Here is a 19,692-nt window from a genome sequence, read left to right on the forward strand (position 1 = left end):
GATCAGCTCAGGGGCATGTCACATCGCGTACGGGGCATCGTCGTCTTCCTGGCCATCGCGTTCGGCGGCACCTGGCCGTACCTCTTCCTCGCCCGGTCGGTGCTGGGCTGGTCGCTGGTGAACCCGCTGGTCCAACTGCCGGTGGCGATGATGCCGGCGATCGGGGCCGTGGTGGTGCGCCGGTGGGTCACCCGGGAGGGGTTCGCCGACGCGGGGCTGCGGTTGCGGCTGCGGAGCGCGTGGCGACACTGGCTGATCGCCTGGTTCGCGCCGCTGGCCGTCACGTTCCTCGCCTTCGGCTGCGCCGCCGCGTCGGGGTGGTGGCGGCCGGACCTGTCCCCGGTGGGTGGGCCGGGCGGCGTCGCGCTGCTGCTGATCCTGCAACTGGTGACGACGCCGGTCTACTGGGGGGAGGAGTTCGGCTGGACCAGCTTCCTCTGGCCCCGCCTGCTGCCGGGCCGTCCCCGTGCGTCGGTGCTCGCGACCGGGCTCGTCTGGGCGGTGTGGCACTACCCGCTCGCCTACCTCGGGTACGCCGAGTTCCCCGACCACACGGTGAGCATGGCGCTCTGGACGCTGATGTTCGTGTTGTTCCAGGTGATGCTGTGCTGGCTCTACGCCCGGACCGGTTCGGTGTGGGTCACCAGCCTGGCGCACGCCGGCAACAACATGGTGGCGGGCCTGCTCGTCGAGCGGGTGTTCGGCGAGCTGGGGGCGGTGCGGAACATGATCTGCGTCGACGTGGCGCTGGCGCTGGTGTGCGTGCCGTTGCTGTGCGCCGCCGCGTTCCGGCCCCGGCCGGTACGGTCGGCTACGCCGGAGCGTCGAGGCTGCTGATCAGGTGCGCCACCCGCTGCCGGATCTCGTCGCGGACCTGACGGACGACGTCCAGCGACCGGCCGGCCGGATCGGTGAGCTGCCAGTCCTCGTACCGTTTGCCGGGGAACACCGGGCAGGCGTCGCCACACCCCATGGTGACGATGACGTCGCTGGCCTCGGCGGCGTCCCAGGTGAGCCGGGCCGGCGTCCGGTCGGTGATGTCGATGCCGACCTCGCGCATGGCCTCGACGGCGACCGGGTTGATCCGGTCGGCGGGTTCGCTGCCGGCGGAGCGCACCTCGACGGTGTCCCCGGCGAGGTGGCGCAGCCAGCCGGCGGCCATCTGGGAGCGGCCGGCGTTGTGGACGCAGACGAACAGGACGGTGGGTTTGTGACTCATCGGGCTTCGGTCTCCGAGGTGAGGTGGGGCACGACCACGGCGTCGGCGTCGTCGCCGGCGTGGGGATACCAGAGGGCGAGCGCGGCGACGGCGACCAGGCCGCCGACGACCTGGGCGACCAGGAAGCCGGGCACCGAGGCCGGGGCGATGCCGGCGAACGTGTCCGAGAACGCCCGGCCGACCGTGACGGCCGGGTTGGCGAACGAGGTCGACGACGTGAACCAGTAGGCCGCGCCGATGTACGCCCCGACCGCGGCCGGCGCGGCGGCGGTGCGGCCGGAGCGGGCCAGCGCGAAGATCAGGAGGACCAGGCCGGCGGTGGCGACCACCTCGGCCAGCCACAGGTGCCCGCCGCCCCGGTCGGTGCGGGACCAGGCCACCGCCGGCAGGTCGAACATCAGGTGGGCGAGGACGGCGCCGGCTGTCGCGCCGGCGGTCTGGGCGATCGCGTACGCGGCGAGGTCGCGCCCGGTCAGGCCGGTGCCGGCGCGGCGGCCGAGCCACCAGTCGACGGCGGAGACGACCGGGTTGAGGTGCGCGCCGGAGACCGGGCCGAACGTCAGGATGAGCGCGCCCAGGGCGAGGGCGGTGGCGATCGCGTTCTCCAGCAGTTGCAGCCCGGTGTCGGTGGGGGACAGCCGGGTGGCGGCGATGCCCGAGCCGATGACGGCGGTGACCAGCAGTGCGGTGCCGGCGAACTCGGCCGATGCCCGCCGGGACAGGGGGAGACTCACGCCGGTTGCCCGTCGCCGGAGGCGGCCGTGATCTCCAGCAGCGCGCCGAGCTGCCGGAGCGCCTCGGGCCGGACGCGGTACCAGACCCAGGTCCCGCGCCGGTCGGTGTCGACCAGTCCGGCCTCGCGGAGGACCTTGAGGTGGTGCGAGATGGTCGGCCCGGACAGGTCGAAGGCAGGGGTGAGATCGCAGACGCAGATCTCCGGCACCGAGGCGATCATCGACATCAGCCGCAGCCGGATCGGGTCACCCAGCGCCTTGAACAGGGGCGCGATCACCGCGGCCTGGTCGGGCCCCAGGGGGCGGGCCGCGATCGGGGCGCAGCAGGCGACCGCGTCCCGGGCTGCTTGTTTTGACATGCGTCTAGCTTGACAGATGTCAAAACAACAGGCAACCTGGGGCTGCTTCGACAGTCATCTAGACAAGGAGAAAGTCGCCATGTCCCGAGTCCAGCTCGCCCTGCGCGTGTCCGACCTCGAAGGCTCCGTCGCGTTCTACGCAAAGCTGTTCGGCGTCGAGCCGGCCAAGCGTCGCCCCGGCTACGCCAACTTCGCCATCGAGAACCCGCCCCTGAAGCTCGTCCTCCTCGAGGGCGAGGCCGAGCAGCCCACCGCGCTGGACCACCTGGGCGTCGAGGTGCCCAGCACCGACGAGGTCGACGCCGCCACCCGCCGCCTCACCGACTCCGGCCTCGTCACGCTGGCCGAGAACGACACCGAGTGCTGCTACGCGTTGCAGGACAAGGTGTGGGTGCGCGGCCCCGGCGACGAGCGCTGGGAGGTCTACACCGTCAAGGCCGACTCGCCGCGGCTGGAGAAGCCCGCCGAGAACGCCTGCTGCGCCCCCGCCGTCTAGGAGGCGGTGCAAAAAACCTGCAAACGCCAGCCCTTGCCCTGAGCGAAAGCGCTTTCTTACGATTGCGTCACATCGATGTTTCATTCGCGGGCCGGGCGCCGCGAATGGATGGAAATCGCTGGTGACGCGGTCGATCGTGTCGCCGCAATTCACCTTTCCTGTTCGGCGGCAGCCGGTCGATCCGGCATGCGCGAAAACGAATCGAGGCGTCCATGGAACGACCAGTCACACGGCGAATGCAGGCCACGTTGGCCACGGCGGCGGTGGGGGTCGCGGTCGCCGTGGCCATGCCGACCCCGCAGGCGTCGGCGGCGGCCGGGACCGCCACCGGCTTCGCGACCCAGAACGGCGGGACCACCGGCGGCGCGGGCGGGCAGACGGTGCGCGCCACCACCGGGACCGCGATCCACGCCGCGCTCTGCAACCGGGCCAGCAGCAGCACCCCGATCACCATCGAGGTCTCCGGGACCATCAACCACGGCAACACCAGCAAGGTGTCCGGTTCGAGCTGCAACACCGCGGACGGCGTGATCGAGCTGAAGCAGATCAGCAACGTCACCATCATCGGGGTGGGCGGCGGCGCGGTCTTCGACCAGCTCGGCATCCACATCCGCGACTCCCGCAACATCATCATCCAGAACGTCACGGTGCGGAACGTCAAGAAGTCGGGCTCGCCCACCTCCAACGGCGGCGACGCCATCGGCATGGAGAGCACGGTCCGCAACATCTGGGTCGACCACGTCACGCTGGAGGCGTCCGGCGGGGAGGCGGAGGGCTTCGACGGCCTCTTCGACATGAAGGACGACACCCAGTACGTGACGCTGTCCTACAGCATCCTGCGCAACTCCGGCCGCGGCGGGCTCATCGGCTCCAGTGAGAGCGACCGGTCGAACAGCTTCATCACGTTCGACCACAACCTCTACGAGAACATCGACTCCCGCACGCCGCTGCTGCGCGGCGGTGTCGCGCACATGTACAACAACCACTACTCGGGGCTGCACGAGTCCGGCATCAACTCCCGCGCCGGCGCCCGGGCCAAGGTGGAGAACAACTACTTCCGCAACTCCAAGGACGTGCTCGGCACGTTCTACACCAACGAGCGCGGCACCTGGCAGGTCGGCGGCAACATCTTCGACAACGTGACCTGGTCGGCCCCGGGCAACGAGAACTACCCGGCCGGGCCGAACCCGACGTCCACCACCACGGTCGCCATCCCCTACTCGTACCGTCTCGACGGGGCGAGCTGCGTGCCGGACATCGTCCGCCAGACGGCGGGCGCCAACACCGGCCTGCGGACGTCGGACGGCAACTGCACGCCGCAGTCCCCGCCGCCCACCACGCCGGCGCCGACCACGCCGGCGCCGACCACGCCCGCGCCGACCACCCCGCCGCCGACGACCACCAGTCCGCCGCCGCCCAGCGGGACCAACCTGAGCCTCGCGTCCGGCGCCGGCGCGGACGGTTCCAGCAAGGCCGACGGCACCAGCTACGGCAACGTGCGCGACGCCAACCTCGGCACCTGGTGGTCGCCGTCCGGTTCGACCGGCACCATCTCGATCAAGTGGGGCTCCGCCACCCGGGTGTCCCGGGTGATCATTCGGGAACCGTCCGGCACCCAGGGCTCGATCGGGTCCTGGCAGCTCGTCAACAACGACACCGGCGCGGTCCTCGCCTCGGGGAGCGGGGCGGGTGCGATCAGCTTCGCCGCCACGTCGCTCCAGAAGATCAACTTCAGGATCAACAGCTCGAACGGTACGCCGAGGGTCGGCGAGTTCGAGACGTACGCGAGCTGAGCCGGCGTGGGGCGGGAGCGGCGCAGCCGCTCCCGCCCCCCACCGTTTTCAGAGGGTCAGCACCACGGTGGAGATGCTGCGGGCGCCGACGTTCACGGAGACCTGGTTTCCGTTCACGCCGGCCGACTGGCTCGCCGCGCTCGCGTTCTGCGAGGTGGCGACGTACTCCGCCTTCGACACGTTCTGCGGCGCCTGGATGACGGCGTTGTTCACCGCGCTGGTCGAGCGGTTCAGGATGACCAGCGTGACCTTGCCGTCGCCCTGGTAGGCGGTCACCTCCAGCGGCGAGGCCTTGCTGCTCTTGGTCAGGCCGATCCGCTGGTAGCCGGGACGGACGTACTTGGCGTACTGGGAGAACGCGTACCCGCGCTTCAGCGGCGCGCCCGCCGTCGTGCCGTACGCGGCCTCGCCGTCACCGATGAACGAGTAGTAGCGCTTGCCGTACCACCAGACGTAGGCGCTCCAGTTGGACTCCATCGACTTGTGCACGGTGCGCATGATGTCGTCGAGCGTCTCGTTCCAGACCGCCGCGTTGCCGGGGTTGCCCCAGATGTTGGAGCCGCTGCCGTCGGCCTCGTGCAGGTTCCACTCGGTCATCCACACCGGCTTGTTGTACTGCTGCGCCAGCGTGTACGGCTTCAGCCGGCCGGACGCCTCGGTGCCGTAGAGGTGCCCGCCGACGTAACCGATGTTGTTGCGGGCCGCCGCGTCGTTCAGCGTCGGGTCGGTGTAGCTGTAGTTCAGGTTCACCGCCTCGGCGACCATCAGCTTGGTGTTCTGCACCTTCGCGCCCTGCTCGCGCACGAAGGTCTGCAACTCGGTGCCGCTCCAGTCCATCGAGTCGTAGTCCGGGTGCCAGTCCGGCTCGTTCTGCACCGAGGTGACGTCGATGGTCACGCCCTGGTTGCGCATGTACTGGACGTAACTGTTGAGGTGGTTGGCGTAGTCGTCGTAGTAGTCGGTCTTCAACTTGCCGCCGTTGGTCCGGCTGTTGTTCGTCTTCCAGGCCGCCGGCGCCGTCCAGGGCGACGCCATGATCTTCACGTTCGACCCGTACGACTTCGCCGTCTTCAGCGCGCTGACCTGCGTACCCCACTCGCTCGACACCGGCGACAGGCCGGTGCGCACGATGGACAGGCCGAGCTGGTTGGGGCCCAACCCGACGAGCGTCTGCGTCTCCGCCGTCGACCACGCGCCACCCCAGATCGACACCGCCGCGCCGAACCCGTCCACGGTCTGGTACTTCGTGGCGGTGTTCACCGTGATGTCCGCCGGCCCGTTCGGGGGCGGCGTGGACGGCGACGACGTCGGCGTCGGCGTCGGGGTGGGCGAGCTGGTCGGCGACGTGGTCGGAGCGGTGCCGCCGGTGCAGGTGACCCCGTTCAGCGCGAAGCTGGTGGGGGCCGGGTTGCTGCTGGTCCACGCGCCGTTGAAACCGAACGACGCGGTGCCGTTGGTGGGGATGGAACCGTTGTAGTCGACGTTCTTGGCGGTGACGTTCGCGCCGCTCTGGGTGACCGTGGCGCTCCACGCCTGGGTGACGGTCTGACCGGCGCCGTAGGACCAGGTGAGCGTCCAGCCCGAGACCGGGTCGCCGAGGTTGGTGATGGTCACGTTGGCGCCGAAGCCGCCCTGCCACTGCGACGCCACCGCGTAGTTCACCGAACAACCGGCGGCGGCGGCCCCGGCCGGCATCGCCACGGCGGCCGCCGCCGAGGCGAGCAGCACCGTGCCGGCCGTCACCAGCGCGGTACGGGGCAGTCTGAGTTTCCTCATCGAATCTCTCCTCGTCCGACTAGCGCTGGAGCGTCAGCAGACCCGGCCGGTACGGCAGCAGGCCGTAGTCGCCGCCGGAGTTGGTGGCCCGACCCTGGTAGAGCAGTTGGAGGTTGCACGGGTCGACGGTGAAGGTCTGGTCGGCGGTGGTGCGGATCAGCTCTCCGTGGCTGATGTCGTTGGTCCAGGTGGCGCCGCTGTTGGCCTTGCCGGCGAACGGGTTGCTCTCGGTGGCCGCGTTCGGCGTCCACGAGCCGTTCAGGCTGGTCGCGGTGAAGGACCGGAAGTAGCGGCCCTGCGCGCCGATGGCCTCGACGATCATCAGGTAGCGGGTCTGGCCCTGGAGCTTGTAGACCTGGACGGCCTCGAACAGGTTGTTCGTGCTGTCGCTCATGATCGTCGTGTAGTTCGAGCCGAAGTTGCCGGGGAAGTTCCCGATCGGCATGCTCGCCCGGTAGATCTTGCCGTTGTCACCGGCGAAGAAGAGGTACATGTTCTGGTCGTCGGCGATGAGCGTCTGGTCGATCGGGCCGGTGCCGGAGCCGGAGATGCTGCCGGTGAACAGCGGCTGCGCCGAGGACCAGCCGTTGGGGTTGGTCGGGTTGGTGGAGGTCTTGTACGAGAACGCCGTGCCGCCCCACTGGTAGGCGAGCACCCAGATGTTGCGCGGGGCGAAGTAGAACAGCGTTGGCGCGACGGTGCCCTGGGACATGCCGTTCTGGCTGGCCGAGGCCATCTCCGACCAGTTGGTGAACGGGCTGAAGTTCATCGAGCCCCACGACGAGCCGAAGTCGTGCGTGGTCGCGTACACCAGGTGCTTGCCCTGATAGGGGGCGACGGTGAAGTCCTTCAGCGACGCCCAGCCGGACTTCGGCTGCGCCAGCGCGCCGGTCGAGGACCACCGGTAGCTCGACGGCAGCGAGCAGGTGCCGCCCGGCGGTGGTGTCGTGGTGGGCGGCGGGGTCGGCGAGCTGGTCGGTGACGTGGTGGGCGACGACGTGGGCGGCGTGGTGGGGGCGGTGCCGCCGGTGCAGGTGACGCCGTTCAGCGCGAAGCTGGTGGGGGCGGGGTTGCTGCTGGTCCACGCGCCGTTGAAGCCGAACGAGGTGGTGCCGTTGGTGGGGATGGCGCCGTTGTAGTCGACGTTCTTGGCGGTGACGTTCGCGCCGCTCTGGGTGACGGTGGCGTTCCAGGCCTGGGTGACGGTCTGGCCGGCACCATAGGACCAGGTCAGCGTCCAGTTGTTGAGGGGGTCGCCGAGGTTGGTGATGGCGACCTCGGCGCCGAAGCCGCCGCCCCACTGCGACGACACGGTGTATTTCACCGAACAACCGGCGGCTGCCGCGCCGGCCGGCAGCGCCGCGACGACACCGGCCGAGGCCAGCAACGCGACACCGGCCGACACCAGGCCGACATGGGCCGCTCTGGATCTGGACATGGGGCTTCCTCCTGTGGTGGTGGCGGCTCGCGCATTCGCGGGGGCGATTGTGTTGTGAGCGTTAACAGCCGCGTCAGGTATGTTACGGGAGCGCTCCCATGACCTCAACGATAGAAATATGTGAATGATCCCCCGAGGGTCAGGACGTGGTGCAGGGGGCGCCGTCGGCGGCGCAGGACTCCGGGGCGTCGTGCAGCGGGTCCGGGTCCCGGACGTCGAAGCGGATGGTGGTGGAGCCCGCGGGCGGCAGCTCGGGGCCGGTGAACGTGACCACGACGCCGTCCTGCGCCGCCTCCGCACCGTTGACCGAGCCCACGGTGGCCCCGTCGCCGAGCGTCACGGTCACCGTCCACTCCGAGCGGGGGGCCGGTCCGGGATTGCGCAGCACCACCTCGCCCCGGTAGCCGAAGACCCGGTCGCTGACGGTCTGGTACGTCGCGGTCAGCCCGACGGCGGCCACCGACGGCGTCGGACTCGGCGTACGGCTGGGGGAGCGCGACGGCGACGGCGAGGGGGAGGCGCTGCGGCGGCTGGCGCTCGGCGTGGGCCGGGCGGTGGTGGGCCGCGGCGACGCGGCGGGCGCGGTGGTGGGCAGGATCAGCGCCGGTGACGACGGCGGCGGGGCGGCCGGCGACGGCGGGGTGGCCCGGGTCGCCCACAGCGCCGCCCCGGCCGCGCCGGCGAGCAGCGTCACCGCGCCCGCGGCCAGCAGGACCCGCCGTCGGGGGCGACCGCGCTCGTCGCCGAGCAGGCGGATCACCGGCAGCTCCGCGGTCAGCCCGCCCTCGGCGCGGCGCAGGTCCACCTCCTGGAACGCGAGCCAGTCGAGGATCGCCGGCAGTCGCCCGGTCAGCGCCCGCTCGTGCTGCTCGGCCCGCGCGTCGGCGTCCCAGTCGCCCTCCTCCAGCACCTCGCGGACGGAGAGCCGGGTGCCGTGCCCGCTGGGGGTGAGGTCGCAGGCCAGCCGGGTGGCCCGGTCGCCCTCCCGGCACCGCACCACCAGCCGTCGGGGCGCGCGCAGCTCGACCAGCTCCACCTCGGTGTCGGCGTCGTAGCCGGGCAGCGCCGCGGTCGCCAGTGTCCAGCGGTCGTCCCGCGGTGTGCTGTCGGCGAACCACTTGGCCAGCAGCGCCCGCTCGGTCAGCGCCCGCCAGATCCGGGCGGGCTGGTGGAACAGGTCGACCTCGGTGGCGATCTCGATCACCCGGAGACTCTACGGCCCGCGTCGAGCGGCGGACCGGCGCGGTCAGGTCACTCCGACTCGCCGTCGTGCCACCGGGCCCGCCAGGCGGCCTCGTTCTCCTCGGCGCTGGTCCGCTCCTGGTGCACCGCCCGGCGCAGGGCCACGCGGGCGTCCGCGAAGGTCACCAGCTCGACCGCGACCAGCGCCAGGCAGATCGCGGTGAGCAGGCCGAGCGCGCCGAGCGCGGACAGGTGACGGCCGACCGGCAGCGTGACCGCCAGCACGACCAGCGTGCCGACCCGGGTCCACGACAGCGTCCGGAGCGTGCGCCACTGGAACGCCATGTTGGCGGCCAGGTAGACCATCACGCCGACGAAGAGCAGCGGCACCGCCGGCCCGTGGCCCCGCTCCGCCGCGCCGCCCACCGGGTCGGTGACGGTCCGGACCAGCTCCTCCGCGCCGAGCGCGAACAGGATCACCCCGGCGATCATGGGCAGGTAGAGATAGGCGTACGCGTCGCGCGCCATCGCCACCCGCGGGTGGCCCCGGGCGGCGTGCAACGCGATCCGGGCGGCCGGCCCGATCATGTCGAAGTGGGCCCACCAGAGCGCGGCGGTGAACAGGATGCCGAAGATCGCCGCCGGGATGGCCGGCCAGGTCACCGGCTTGCCGAGCAGGTTGCCGCCGACGCCGATCGAGATGACCGACTCGCCCAGCGCGATGATCAGGATCAGGTCGTAGCGTTCGGTCCAGTGCTCCGCCGAGGTGATCCGCCAGCCGTCGGTCCCGGCCAGCAGCCCGCTGCTGTACTGGATCACCACCACGGCGATCCACAGCGCGTCGCGCAGCCACGGCCCGGTCTCCGGGTCCACCTGCGGCGGCAGCAACGCGGCCACCAGCAGCAGGCAGGTGGAGAGCAGCACCTCGGGCAGGAACAGCCACACCTTGCGCCGGGCCGCCGGGTCGTCGCGGGTGGCGTACCAGTAGAGCGACGTGTGCACGACCCGGATGACCACGTAGCTGACCGTGACCAGGATCGGCCCGGCGGTGCCCTGGCGCAGGTCGCCGAACGCCTGCGGCAGGGCCAGCGCGAACGTGAACAACGCGACCATGCCGATCACCATGAGGATCGGCACGAAGCCCTCGCCCAGCCGGAGCCGGGCGGCCACCGCGCTGTGCACCACCCAGCACCACCAGAGCACGGCGAGCGCCAGCAGCGCGTGCAGCAGCTCCCGTCCGGTCACGTTGGCGGCGGTGGCCCGCGTGATGATGAAGAACGACACCACGAAGACGAGGTCGAAGAAGATCTCGAACTTGTCGACCCGGGTGGCCGGGGCGACCCGCGCCGAGGGCCCGAGCCCCTTGCGCCACCGGTCGCCGCCCACCGGCCGAGTGTGTCAGCCCAGCTCGGCCGCCATGGGTGATTCAGCGGGCAGTCCCTCGGCCACGGGGGTGGCGTGGGCGAGCACGTCGCGCAGCACGTCGTGCAGCGGCGCGTCCGGGTGCTCGATCCACTGCTGGGCGGCGACGCGGAGCGTGGCCAGGAACGTGGCGGCCAGCACCCGCGCCCGCAGCGGCGCGTCGGCGCCGGTGAGCCGGCGGGTGATCTCGGCGGACAGCTCCCGCTCGATGGCCGTGTACGCGCCGACCTGGTGGGCCGCCAGGCTCGGGTGGCCGTGCAGTCGACGGCGCCGGCTCAGCCACGGCTCGGCCGGGTCGTCGTACCCCTCGTCGGCCTGGGCCAGGGCGGCCCGGGTCAGCGCGGCCCAGGGCGGCAGCTCGGTGGGCTGCGCCGCGACCAGTTCCAGCATCCGACGCAGCCGCATCGTGTCGCCGTGGAAGAGCGCCTCCTCCTTGCCGGCGAAGTAGTTGGAGAACGTGCGCCGGGAGACGTTGGCGGCGTCGGCGATGGCCTCGACGGTGACCCGGTCCGGGCCGTGCTCGACGGCCAGCCGTAGGGCCGCCTCGTGCAGTGCCAGGCGGGTGGCCGCCTTCTTCCGCTCCCGCAGGCCGGTGCACTCGTCCATGCCGGCCAGCGTACGTGATCCTTTTCTCAACGGGCAAAGTTGCCTGATGGGCAACATTTGTAGATGATTGCTTGAGGCAACCAAGCGGCCACCCCCCATCCGACACCCCAGGAGGACGCGCGATGAGCGCACCCACCATGACGGCCGAGGCCGCGCCGATGAGCCGGCGGCAGACGCTGGAGGCACTCAGCGGCCTGCTGCTGGTGCTCTTCGTGGCCATGTTGAGCAGCACCGTCGTCTCGACGGCCCTGCCGAAGATCATCGGCGCGCTCAACGGCTCGCAGACGCAGTACACCTGGGTGGTCACCGCCACCCTGCTCACCGCCACGGCCACCACCCCGATCTGGGGCAAGCTGGCCGACCTGTTCAGCAAGAAGCTGCTGATCCAGGTCGCCATCGTGGTCTTCCTGGTCGGCTCCGTCGCGGCCGGCTTCTCGCAGAGCGCCGGCCAGCTCATCGCCGCCCGGGCCTTCCAGGGCATCGGCGTCGGCGGCCTCCAGGCGCTGGTCCAGGTGGCCATCGCGGCGATGATCCCGCCGCGCGAACGCGGTCGCTACAACGGCTACCTGGGCGGCGTCATGGCGCTCGCCACGGTCGGCGGCCCGCTGCTCGGCGGCCTCATCGTCGACACCTCCTGGCTCGGCTGGCGCTGGTGCTTCTTCGTCGGCGTGCCGGTCGCGATCATCGCGCTGTTCCTGCTCCAGATCACGCTGAACCTGCCCACCGTGCGCCGGCAGAACGTCAAGATCGACTACCTGGGCGCCGCGCTGATCGCGGCCGGCGTCAGCGTGCTGCTGATCTGGATCTCCTTCGTCGACGACTCGTTCGCCTGGCTCTCCTGGCAGACCGCCGCCATGGTCGGCGGCGCGGTGCTGCTGCTGGCGCTCGCCGTCCGGGTCGAGGCGCGGGCCGCCGAGCCGGTGGTGCCGCTGCACATCGTCCGCGAGCGCACCACCGCGCTCGCCATCCTGGGCAGCCTCGCGGTCGGCATGGCCATGTTCGGTGGCGCGGTCTTCCTCGGCCAGTACTTCCAGATCGGCCGCGGCTACAGCCCGACCGAGGCCGGCCTGCTCACCATCCCGATGATGGCCGGCGTGCTGATCTCCTCGATCGTGGCCGGCCGGATGATCACCACCAGCGGGAAGGTCAAGCCGTACATCGTGTTCGGGGCGATCCTGCTGGTCGCCGGGTTCGCGCTGCTCGGCACCATCGACCACGAGACCTCGCTGGTCATCGTCGGCGTGGCCATGTTCGTCGTCGGCGTCGGCGTCGGCACGACCATGCAGAACCTGGTGCTCGCGGTGCAGAACACGGTGGCGCTCAAGGACATCGGCGCGGCCAGCGCCAGCGTGGCCTTCTTCCGGTCGCTCGGCGGCACCATCGGCGTCTCGGTGCTCGGCGCGGTCCTGGCCCGGCGGGTCACCGACCGGATCACCCACGACCTCGCCGCGGCCGGCATCCCCACCACCGGCGGTGGCGGCAGCACGCTCAACCTGGACGCGCTGCCCGAGCCGGTACGCCAGATCGTCCGCGCCGCGTACGGGGACGCGACCGGGCACATCTTCCTCATCTCGGCCGCGATCGCGGTGGTCGGTGTCGTGGCGGCGCTCTTGCTGCGCCCGGTTACCCTGCGCTCCAGCCTCGACCTGCCGGACCCCGGCCGTGCGGTGGCGGTGGGTGCCGACGCGGTCGACGGAGCGCCCGCGTTCGACGGGGTGGACACCGACCCGGCCGGCCGGGAGGAACACGCCCGCCGCTGAGCCGGTAACCCCAGGGCCGTCGCCGACCCCGGCGGCGGCCCTGGTCCGTGCCGGCCGGCCGGGCGGACCCAGGCGAAGGAGGAGCATGGACACCAGGCGAGGCGCGTCCCGGCCCGGTGGCGCGCTGCGCCGGGCGGCCCGTGAACTGACGCTTGTCGCGGTGCTCTTCCTCGCCTACAAGGCGGGCCGACAACTGGTCGCCGGACGGGCCGGCACCGCGCTGGCCAACGGGGAGCGGATCTGGTGGCTGGAACGGCTGCTGCACCTGCCCGACGAGGCGCTCGTGCAGGCGCCGCTGCTGGCGCACGAGCTGCCGGTACGGCTGGCCAACAGCTACTACGCGTACGTGCACTTCCCGGCCACCGTGCTCTGCCTGGTCTGGCTCTACCTGCGCCGGCCGGCCCACTACCTGCGGCTGCGACGGGCGCTCGCGGCGCTCACCGGCGCGGCGATGGTGCTGCACGTCTGTGTCCCGCTCGCGCCGCCGCGACTGACCGCGCTCACCGGCCTGATCGACACCGGCCGCCGGTACGGCCCCAGCGTCTACGGGCCGCCCGACGCCGACCAGCTCAGCAACCAGTACGCGGCCATGCCCTCGCTGCACGTGGGTTGGGCGCTGGCGGTGGCGCTGGCCCTGGTGGCGGTCACCGCCGGGCGGTGGCGCTGGCTCTGGCTGGCGCACCCGCTGGTCACCATGGTCGTGGTCGTCGGCACCGGCAACCACTACTGGCTCGACGGGGTCGTCGCGGTGGCGCTGCTCGGGCTGATCCTGGCCGCGCTGCCCCGACCGGCCACGGTGGACCGCCGGCCCGTCCCGCCCGTGGTGGGGCCGTCCCGCCCGCACGTGGTGCCGCCGCCGCGCCGCGCCGGCCGCCGCCGGACCACGAAGGTCCCGACGGCGGCCGACGTCCGACTCCGCCCACCCGGCCGGGGCTGACCCCCGGCTCAGGGGGCGGGCCGCCGGCTCAGGGCCGGACGGTGCAGACCGTGCCGTTGAGCCGGAACACGCCGGGCGGCACGTTCGGCCCGCTGTACGCCCCGACGAACCCGACGCTGGTGCTCCCACCGTCGGCGGCCAGCCGGCGGTTGTCGGCGGTCGGGGTCACCCGGACCTCCGTGCCGGTCTGCGTCCAGGTGCCGTTCCAGCCGCTGCTCACCTGCTGCCAGCCGGTGGGCCAGGTCCAGGTCAGCGTCCAGCCGTCGACCGGGTCCGGGCCGGTGTTGACCACCTCGACGGTCGCCACGTAGCCGTTGCCCCAGTCGGTGTCGTTGTGGAAGCGGACCGCGCAGCCGCTGTCGGCCGGGCTGCCGGTGGCGAACGTCAGCGGTGGGGACGACCAGGACACCCGGCCGGCGGTGTCCCGGGCCAGCACGTTGACCGTGTAGCGGGTGCCCGGTTCGAGGTTGCGCACCGTGAACGAGGTGCCGGCGGTCTCGCCGAGCTGCTCGCTGACGGCGCCGTACTGCCGGTACACCTCGTACTTCGCGATCGGCGCGGCGCCCACGGCGGCGGCCGGCCAGGAGAGGGTCGCGGCGCGGTCGGTCACCGCGCTCGCGGTCGGCCGGCCCGGCGCGCCCGGCCGCCCGGCGGAGCTGCCGGCCGGTCGGAGCACGAGCGTGGTCAGCGAGTACGGCGGCAGCGTCCGGGTGGTGGCGCTGCCGGAGCGGTCGGTGGTCACGCCGCTCGCGCCGTTGGTCAGCGTGTGCACGGTCGGCGCCTCGTCCGCCGGGGTGAAGCCGGCGTAGTCGACCGCCACCGGGTACGCGGTGTCCGGGTCCTTGTTGAGCAGCAGCACCGCGAGGCTGCCGTCCGGCCGACGTACCGCGTGCGCGCTGACCAGCGGCTGGTCGGTGCCGGCGCGGACGAACTGGTCACCGGGGCGGGCGAACGTGTTCATCATGGACAGCGCGTGGTACGGCGCGAACGGCGTGTTGAACGGCGGCTCGCACACCTCGCCGTCGCCTGTGCAGCCGCCGCTGGAGAGCAGCCCGAAGTCGCCGTAGTCGGTCTGGCCGGCGACCTCGGAGACGGTGCCGATGCCGTTGTGCACGTTCCACCACTGCACGGTGAAGACACCCTGCTCCAGCAGGCCGCTGTAGGCGTCGGCGAGGAACAGCGCGCCGGGCTGGGTGGTGCGGCCGGCGTCGACGTTCAGCTCGGTGAGGCTGATCCCGATCCGGTCGGCGTTCGCGCCGGCGTACCTGTCGATCTGCTGGCGCAGCAGCCAGGTGGCGTCGGAGATCTGGTTGGTCCGGGTCAGCGACTCGGCGGCGGTGCCGCCCGGGTACCAGTGCACGTCCACGAAGTCGATCTTCGGGCCGGCGAGCGAGAGCACGGTCCGGTTCCACGGGCCCGGGTCGCCGCCGGCGGTGATGCCGTCCGGCCAGTTGCCGGGCATGGTGAGCACCGCGCCGACCTTGACGCTCGGGTCGACCGCCTTCATCGCGTCGGCGTACTCGATCACCAGCTTGGCGTACTGGGTGGCGCTCTTGTCGGCGTGGTCGTCGGCCTCCCAGGCCGAACCGTAGAGGCCGTTGCCGTAGTTCTCGTTGCCGACGGTCCACCACTTCGCGCCGTAGCCCTTGGTGATGTTGGCGTACCGCACCCAGTCGGCCGCCTCGGCCGGCGTGCCGGTGCCGTAGTTGGCGATGATCATCGGTTGGGCGCCGACCCGACGGGCCGCCGCCATGAACGTGTCGAAGTCGGTGTCCGGCGCGACGTAGCCGCCGGGCGCGGTGTGCGTCTTCCAGTGGTAGATGTCGGCGTACGAGCCGCCGGGGTAGCGCAGCATCCGCACGCCGGCGGCCTTGAGCAGGTCGGACGTCTCGGTGCTGCCGAGCTTCGCGTCCCAGATGGCGTGGTTGACGCCGAGCGCGGTGTCCGGCACGGTGGCCAGCCCGGCGCGGGCGTTCACGGTCACCGCGACCGGGTCGGCGGCGGCCTCGGCGGCGGGTGGTCCGACGGTGGCGAGCGCGGTGGTGACGAGCAGCAGGCTCGCCGCGTACGCGGTCCACCGGCGTGGGCGGGGCAGGGATCTCCTCATGCGGGTGTCCTTCGAGAGGCGGGTTCTCCCGGATCGGTGCCGCCGTCCTCCCGGATGCCTGCCGGCGTCCGGGTGCCCAGGGACGACGATCGGCTCCGCGCGCTGATCAGAATTCCACGCGTGGCGCACTCGACTCAAGGCTTAATTTATAGATAGGAGTCTTTACTGTTAACAAGGTTTAATTTATGTTCATGGCACCTTCCGTTCCCCCCGAAGGAGTTGCCACCATGCGCCGAAGAATCACACTTCCGCTGCTCAGCGCCGGTGCCGTCACCGCGGCCCTGGCGCTCGCCGCGCCCGCCCAGGCCCACGGCTACGTCTCCTCGCCGCCCAGCCGGCAGGCGCTCTGCGCGCAGAACCGGGTGCCCGACTGCGGCCAGATCCGGTACGAGCCGCAGAGCGTCGAGGGGCCCAAGGGCCTGAAGAGCTGCCACGCCGGCATCGCCCAGTTCGCGGTGCTCAACGACGACAGCCGCAACTGGCCGGCCACCACGGTCGGCAGCACCGCCACGTTCACCTGGGTCAACACCGCCCGGCACGCCACCGCCAACTGGGAGTACTGGATCGGCAACACCCGGGTCGCGGTGGTCGACGGTGGTGGCCGGCAACCCGACGCCACCGTGTCGCACACCGTCAACCTGGGCGGCTTCTCCGGCCGGCAGAAGCTGCTCGCGGTCTGGAACATCGCCGATACCGCGAACGCGTTCTACGCCTGCGTGGACCTCCAGATCGGCGGCGGGGGCGGCAACCCGACCCCCACGCCGTCGCCGACCCCGTCGCCCACCCGGACCGCCACGCCGTCACCGACGCCCGCCCCGACCGGCTCGCCGGTGCCGGGCGGCACCTGGACCGCCGGCCGCGCGTACCAGGTCGGCGACACGGTCACCTACGACGGCCGCAGCTACCGCTGCCGCCAAGCGCACACCGCGATCGCCGGCTGGGAACCCCCCAACGTCCCCGCCCTCTGGCAGCAGCTCTGACCCCTCTCACCCTCACCCCAACCCCCGCTCCGGCTCGCACTTTCACGGAAAGAGTGGCCATGCCGCGCGGAATGACCACTCTTTCCGTGAATCAGCGGGGTGGGGGGAGGGGGGAGGGGAAGTTTCGATTGGAGGAATGGATGCGTCGGGGTGTGGTGATGGTGGTGGTGGTCGGGGTGCTCGGTGTGGGCGGGTGTGGTGGTGGGGCGGTCGCGCCCGTGGCGTCCCGGTCCGCGCCGGCCGTCGACGGTGCTGCCAGCGGCATCGACGCGCTCTTCCTGGCCATGATGGTGGCGCACACCGGGCAGACGCTGGAGATCGTCCGTGTCGGCCTCGACCGGGCCACCGACCCGGGGGTGCGGACGTTGATCGCCGCGATCCGGGCCACCGAGACCGACGAGTTGGCCACCATGCGCCGATGGCTGCGCGAGGCCGGCCCGTCGGCCGCGGCCGCCGCCACGCGGCACGACCACTCCGGGCACAGCGACGCCGTGGCCGGGCTGACCCGGCTGCGGGCCGCCCGGGCCGCCGACGTCGACCGGGTGCTGCTCGACGTGCTCACCCGGCACCAGCGCACCGCCGCCGCGCTGGCCCACGCCCAGGTCACGGCCGGCACCAGCGAACGGGTACGCGACCTCGCCACCCGCATCGACCGCTCCCGTACGGCCGAGATCGCCCTGATGGCGGACCTGTCCCCGGCGTGACGCGGCCGTCGACAGTGGAGCGGCGGCACCGTGGGAGCGGCCCGGTGTGTCGGTGCCGCAGCCGGCAAGGTGGCACGCCGCTTCCCCGGCGTCGGAACTCCGACATCGGATCCGTATCGACGCCGCGCCGTAAACATGACGTTCGTCACGGTGACGGACGGGTCCCGGACCGGTCGAGAGGCGTCGACCCGAGCGGCGAATCCGGGCGTAGGGGTGCTTACGGTGCGGCTTCTCGGAGGCGAGTGGGGCGGAACCCGGGCGACGCCCCGAGTGACGGGCGGGTGTCCGGAAGCACGGCCGTTCGCCTCCTGGCAAAACCGGCCGCACGATGTCGCACTCCGTGACTAGGCTTCCGTGCCGGACGTCGCCCACCGCACGTCCGTCCGCGCGCCGCACGGCGCGCGGCGTCGCCACCGCATCGAGCCGGACCGGAACCAGGAGACTGTCTGTGACCCAGCAATCCGTAGCGACATCGAACAAACTCGACGCCGCGGTGCTCAAGGTGGCCGGTGTCGTCGTGCTCGGCGCCGTCATGTCGATCCTCGACGTGACCGTCGTCAGCGTGGCCATCCCCACTTTCCAGCGCGAGTTCGACGCCTCCTACGCGCGCGTCGCCTGGACCATGACCGCCTACACCCTCGCGCTTGCCACGGTGATCCCGCTCAGCGGCTGGGCCGCGGACCGGTTCGGCACCAAACGGCTCTACATGGTGGCGCTGGCGCTGTTCACCATCGGCTCCGGGCTCTGCGCCACCGCCGACTCCATCGGCGAGCTGATCGCCTGGCGGGTGGTCCAGGGCCTCGGCGGCGGCATGCTCATGCCGCTCGGCATGACGATCATGACGCGGGCCGCCGGTCCGCACCGGATCGGCCGGTTGATGGCCGTGCTCGGCATCCCGATGCTGCTCGGCCCGATCGGTGGCCCGATCCTCGGCGGCTGGCTGATCGACACCGCGAGCTGGCACTGGATCTTCCTGATCAACGTGCCGATCGGCGTGGTCGCGCTCGTCTACGCCCAGCTCGCCCTGCCGAAGGACGCCCCCGAGCCCTCGGAGTCCTTCGACTTCCTCGGCATGCTGATGCTCTCGCCGGGCCTGGCCCTGTTCCTCTACGGCGTCTCCTCGCTGCCGGAGGCCGGCACGGTCACCGACCCCGAGGTCTGGCTGCCCATGGCGGCCGGCGCCGCGCTCGTGGTCGCGTTCGTCCGCTACTCGTTCCGGCCCCGGCACCCGCTGCTCGACCTGCGGCTGTTCCGCAACCGCAACCTGACCATCGCCGCGCTGACCCTGGTCGTCTTCATCATCGCGTTCATGGGTGCGGGCCTGCTGTTCCCGAGCTACTTCCTCCAGATCCGGGGCGAGACCACGCTCAACGCCGGCCTGCTGATGGCGCCGCAGGGCATCGGCGCGATGCTCACCATGCCGATCGGCGGCATGCTCGCCGACCGGGTGCCGATCGGCCGGACGGCGCCCTTCTCGCTGGTGCTCATCGCGGCCGGGTTCTTCACCTTCACCCAGGTCGGCACCGACACGTCCTACGTTCTGCTCTGCGGCTCGCTGTTCGTGATGGGCCTCGGCATGGGCGGCACCATGATGCCGATCATGACCTCGGCGCTGAAGACGCTGAACGCGGCCGAGGTGGCCCGCGGCTCGACGCTCGTCAACATCCTCCAGCAGATCGCCGGGTCGGTGGGTGCCGCGACGATGTCGGTGATCCTCACCAGCGAGCTGAACGGCTCCCGGCCGATCCCCGGCGTGACCGATCCGGGCACCGGCGCGCCGGTCACCGAGGCCCAGCTCGCCATCGCGGTGCAGCAGCAGCCCGAGCTGGCGCAGCAGTTCCCGGTGCCGCCGTCGCTGATCGAGCGCGGGCTCGACTTCGCGGCCAGCTCGTTCGCCACCACGTTCTGGGTCGCCTTCGGGCTGGCGGTGCTCACCTTCGTCCCGGCCGCCTTCCTGCCCCGTCGGCGGGAGCCGTCGCACCTGCTGGACGGCGAGTCGGGCGAGGAGCAGCGCCCGACGCCGGTGCCGATGCACTGATCAGCCCTGTCCCGTGGGGGCCGACCGCCGACGGCGGCCGGCCCCCACGGCGCTTCCGGCGGGTGATCCCGGTCCCCGTCGTCGGCCGGGCAGCGCGGACGGCGCTTCCGGCAGCCGATCCCGGATCCGCCACCGGCGGGC

17 protein-coding genes are annotated in these 19,692 nt (G+C 71.8%); 8 read left to right on the forward strand and 9 right to left on the reverse strand.

Annotated features, from left to right (window positions below):
* Positions 1-15: 15 nt before the first annotated feature.
* A complete protein-coding gene (locus OG767_RS15855; RefSeq protein ID WP_405089246.1) occupies positions 16-837 on the forward strand; it encodes a CPBP family intramembrane glutamic endopeptidase in 822 nt (273 codons plus the stop codon).
* On the opposite strand, the gene OG767_RS15860 is transcribed toward OG767_RS15855, so the two are convergent.
* From OG767_RS15860 to OG767_RS15870, 3 genes are read right to left on the reverse strand one after another with little or no spacing between them, the layout of a single operon-like run.
* Positions 812-1,219, reverse strand: coding sequence for an arsenate reductase ArsC (locus OG767_RS15860; protein WP_405089247.1), 408 nt, complete (start codon positions 1,217-1,219; stop codon positions 812-814). The two genes, OG767_RS15855 and OG767_RS15860, sit on opposite strands and share 26 nt — an antisense overlap.
* Positions 1,216-1,953, reverse strand: coding sequence for an aquaporin (locus OG767_RS15865; RefSeq protein WP_405089248.1), 738 nt, complete (start codon positions 1,951-1,953; stop codon positions 1,216-1,218). The genes OG767_RS15860 and OG767_RS15865 overlap by 4 nt, the downstream gene beginning before the upstream one ends.
* Positions 1,950-2,312, reverse strand: a complete 363-nt coding sequence (locus OG767_RS15870; protein ID WP_405089249.1) for an ArsR/SmtB family transcription factor — start codon at positions 2,310-2,312, stop codon at positions 1,950-1,952. The genes OG767_RS15865 and OG767_RS15870 overlap by 4 nt, the downstream gene beginning before the upstream one ends.
* Before the next feature lie 79 nt (positions 2,313-2,391).
* Here OG767_RS15870 and OG767_RS15875 point away from each other — a divergent pair, with 79 nt between their 5' ends.
* Together OG767_RS15875 and OG767_RS15880 are read left to right on the forward strand one after the other, a co-directional pair.
* On the forward strand, positions 2,392-2,808 hold the full coding sequence (locus OG767_RS15875) for an ArsI/CadI family heavy metal resistance metalloenzyme (RefSeq protein ID WP_405089250.1): 417 nt from the start codon (positions 2,392-2,394) through the stop codon (positions 2,806-2,808).
* Between the two features lie 212 nt (positions 2,809-3,020).
* The gene (locus OG767_RS15880; protein WP_405089251.1) at positions 3,021-4,601 is read left to right on the forward strand and encodes a polysaccharide lyase family 1 protein; all 1,581 of its coding nucleotides are present in this window, start codon (positions 3,021-3,023) and stop codon (positions 4,599-4,601) included.
* Positions 4,602-4,649: 48 nt separating this feature from the next.
* Here the strand turns inward: OG767_RS15880 and OG767_RS15885 are convergent, their stop codons facing one another.
* The 5 genes from OG767_RS15885 to OG767_RS15905 form a co-directional block, all read right to left on the reverse strand.
* A complete protein-coding gene (locus tag OG767_RS15885; protein WP_405089252.1) occupies positions 4,650-6,377 on the reverse strand; it encodes a cellulose binding domain-containing protein in 1,728 nt (575 codons plus the stop codon).
* 19 nt (positions 6,378-6,396) lie between these two features.
* Complete coding sequence (locus tag OG767_RS15890; protein ID WP_405089253.1) at positions 6,397-7,815, reverse strand: non-reducing end alpha-L-arabinofuranosidase family hydrolase; 1,419 nt, start codon at positions 7,813-7,815, stop codon at positions 6,397-6,399.
* A gap of 139 nt (positions 7,816-7,954) precedes the next feature.
* A complete protein-coding gene (locus tag OG767_RS15895) occupies positions 7,955-9,019 on the reverse strand; it encodes an SRPBCC domain-containing protein (RefSeq protein WP_405089254.1) in 1,065 nt (354 codons plus the stop codon).
* A gap of 47 nt (positions 9,020-9,066) precedes the next feature.
* The gene (locus OG767_RS15900; protein ID WP_405089255.1) at positions 9,067-10,383 is read right to left on the reverse strand and encodes a low temperature requirement protein A; all 1,317 of its coding nucleotides are present in this window, start codon (positions 10,381-10,383) and stop codon (positions 9,067-9,069) included.
* Positions 10,384-10,395: 12 nt separating this feature from the next.
* A complete protein-coding gene (locus OG767_RS15905) occupies positions 10,396-11,025 on the reverse strand; it encodes a TetR/AcrR family transcriptional regulator (RefSeq protein ID WP_405089256.1) in 630 nt (209 codons plus the stop codon).
* A 122-nt stretch (positions 11,026-11,147) separates the two neighbouring features.
* On the opposite strand from OG767_RS15905, the gene OG767_RS15910 reads away from it, so the two are divergent.
* A complete protein-coding gene (locus OG767_RS15910; RefSeq protein WP_405089257.1) occupies positions 11,148-12,785 on the forward strand; it encodes an MDR family MFS transporter in 1,638 nt (545 codons plus the stop codon).
* An 85-nt stretch (positions 12,786-12,870) separates the two neighbouring features.
* Positions 12,871-13,722, forward strand: a complete 852-nt coding sequence (locus OG767_RS15915) for a phosphatase PAP2 family protein (RefSeq protein WP_405089258.1) — start codon at positions 12,871-12,873, stop codon at positions 13,720-13,722.
* A 28-nt stretch (positions 13,723-13,750) separates the two neighbouring features.
* On the opposite strand, the gene OG767_RS15920 is transcribed toward OG767_RS15915, so the two are convergent.
* Entirely contained in the window at positions 13,751-15,829 is a 2,079-nt protein-coding gene (locus OG767_RS15920; protein ID WP_405089259.1) for a cellulose binding domain-containing protein, read from the reverse strand.
* A 227-nt stretch (positions 15,830-16,056) separates the two neighbouring features.
* Here OG767_RS15920 and OG767_RS15925 point away from each other — a divergent pair, with 227 nt between their 5' ends.
* From OG767_RS15925 to OG767_RS15935, 3 genes are all read left to right on the forward strand, one after another.
* Complete coding sequence (locus OG767_RS15925; RefSeq protein ID WP_281940874.1) at positions 16,057-16,809, forward strand: lytic polysaccharide monooxygenase; 753 nt, start codon at positions 16,057-16,059, stop codon at positions 16,807-16,809.
* 140 nt (positions 16,810-16,949) lie between these two features.
* A complete protein-coding gene (locus OG767_RS15930; protein WP_405089260.1) occupies positions 16,950-17,513 on the forward strand; it encodes a DUF305 domain-containing protein in 564 nt (187 codons plus the stop codon).
* A 448-nt stretch (positions 17,514-17,961) separates the two neighbouring features.
* Positions 17,962-19,551: a DHA2 family efflux MFS transporter permease subunit gene (locus OG767_RS15935; protein WP_405089261.1), complete on the forward strand. Its 1,590-nt coding sequence runs from the start codon at positions 17,962-17,964 to the stop codon at positions 19,549-19,551.
* The last annotated feature ends 141 nt before the right edge of the window (positions 19,552-19,692 follow it).

The organism is Micromonospora sp. NBC_01392, from assembly GCF_045040125.1.
GTDB lineage: Bacteria > Actinomycetota > Actinomycetes > Mycobacteriales > Micromonosporaceae > Micromonospora.

Coding starts and splice junctions, on each gene's coding strand:
- OG767_RS15910 (WP_405089257.1), top strand. CDS start 11,148: ATGAGCGCACCCACCATGACGGCCGAGGCCGCGCCGATGAGCCGGCGG.
- OG767_RS15915 (WP_405089258.1), top strand. CDS start 12,871: ATGGACACCAGGCGAGGCGCGTCCCGGCCCGGTGGCGCGCTGCGCCGG.
- OG767_RS15880 (WP_405089251.1), top strand. CDS start 3,021: ATGGAACGACCAGTCACACGGCGAATGCAGGCCACGTTGGCCACGGCG.
- OG767_RS15920 (WP_405089259.1), bottom strand. CDS start 15,829: ATGAGGAGATCCCTGCCCCGCCCACGCCGGTGGACCGCGTACGCGGCG.
- OG767_RS15875 (WP_405089250.1), top strand. CDS start 2,392: ATGTCCCGAGTCCAGCTCGCCCTGCGCGTGTCCGACCTCGAAGGCTCC.
- OG767_RS15930 (WP_405089260.1), top strand. CDS start 16,950: ATGCGTCGGGGTGTGGTGATGGTGGTGGTGGTCGGGGTGCTCGGTGTG.
- OG767_RS15860 (WP_405089247.1), bottom strand. CDS start 1,219: ATGAGTCACAAACCCACCGTCCTGTTCGTCTGCGTCCACAACGCCGGC.
- OG767_RS15855 (WP_405089246.1), top strand. CDS start 16: ATGTCACATCGCGTACGGGGCATCGTCGTCTTCCTGGCCATCGCGTTC.
- OG767_RS15890 (WP_405089253.1), bottom strand. CDS start 7,815: ATGTCCAGATCCAGAGCGGCCCATGTCGGCCTGGTGTCGGCCGGTGTC.
- OG767_RS15885 (WP_405089252.1), bottom strand. CDS start 6,377: ATGAGGAAACTCAGACTGCCCCGTACCGCGCTGGTGACGGCCGGCACG.
- OG767_RS15905 (WP_405089256.1), bottom strand. CDS start 11,025: ATGGACGAGTGCACCGGCCTGCGGGAGCGGAAGAAGGCGGCCACCCGC.
- OG767_RS15925 (WP_281940874.1), top strand. CDS start 16,057: ATGCGCCGAAGAATCACACTTCCGCTGCTCAGCGCCGGTGCCGTCACC.
- OG767_RS15870 (WP_405089249.1), bottom strand. CDS start 2,312: ATGTCAAAACAAGCAGCCCGGGACGCGGTCGCCTGCTGCGCCCCGATC.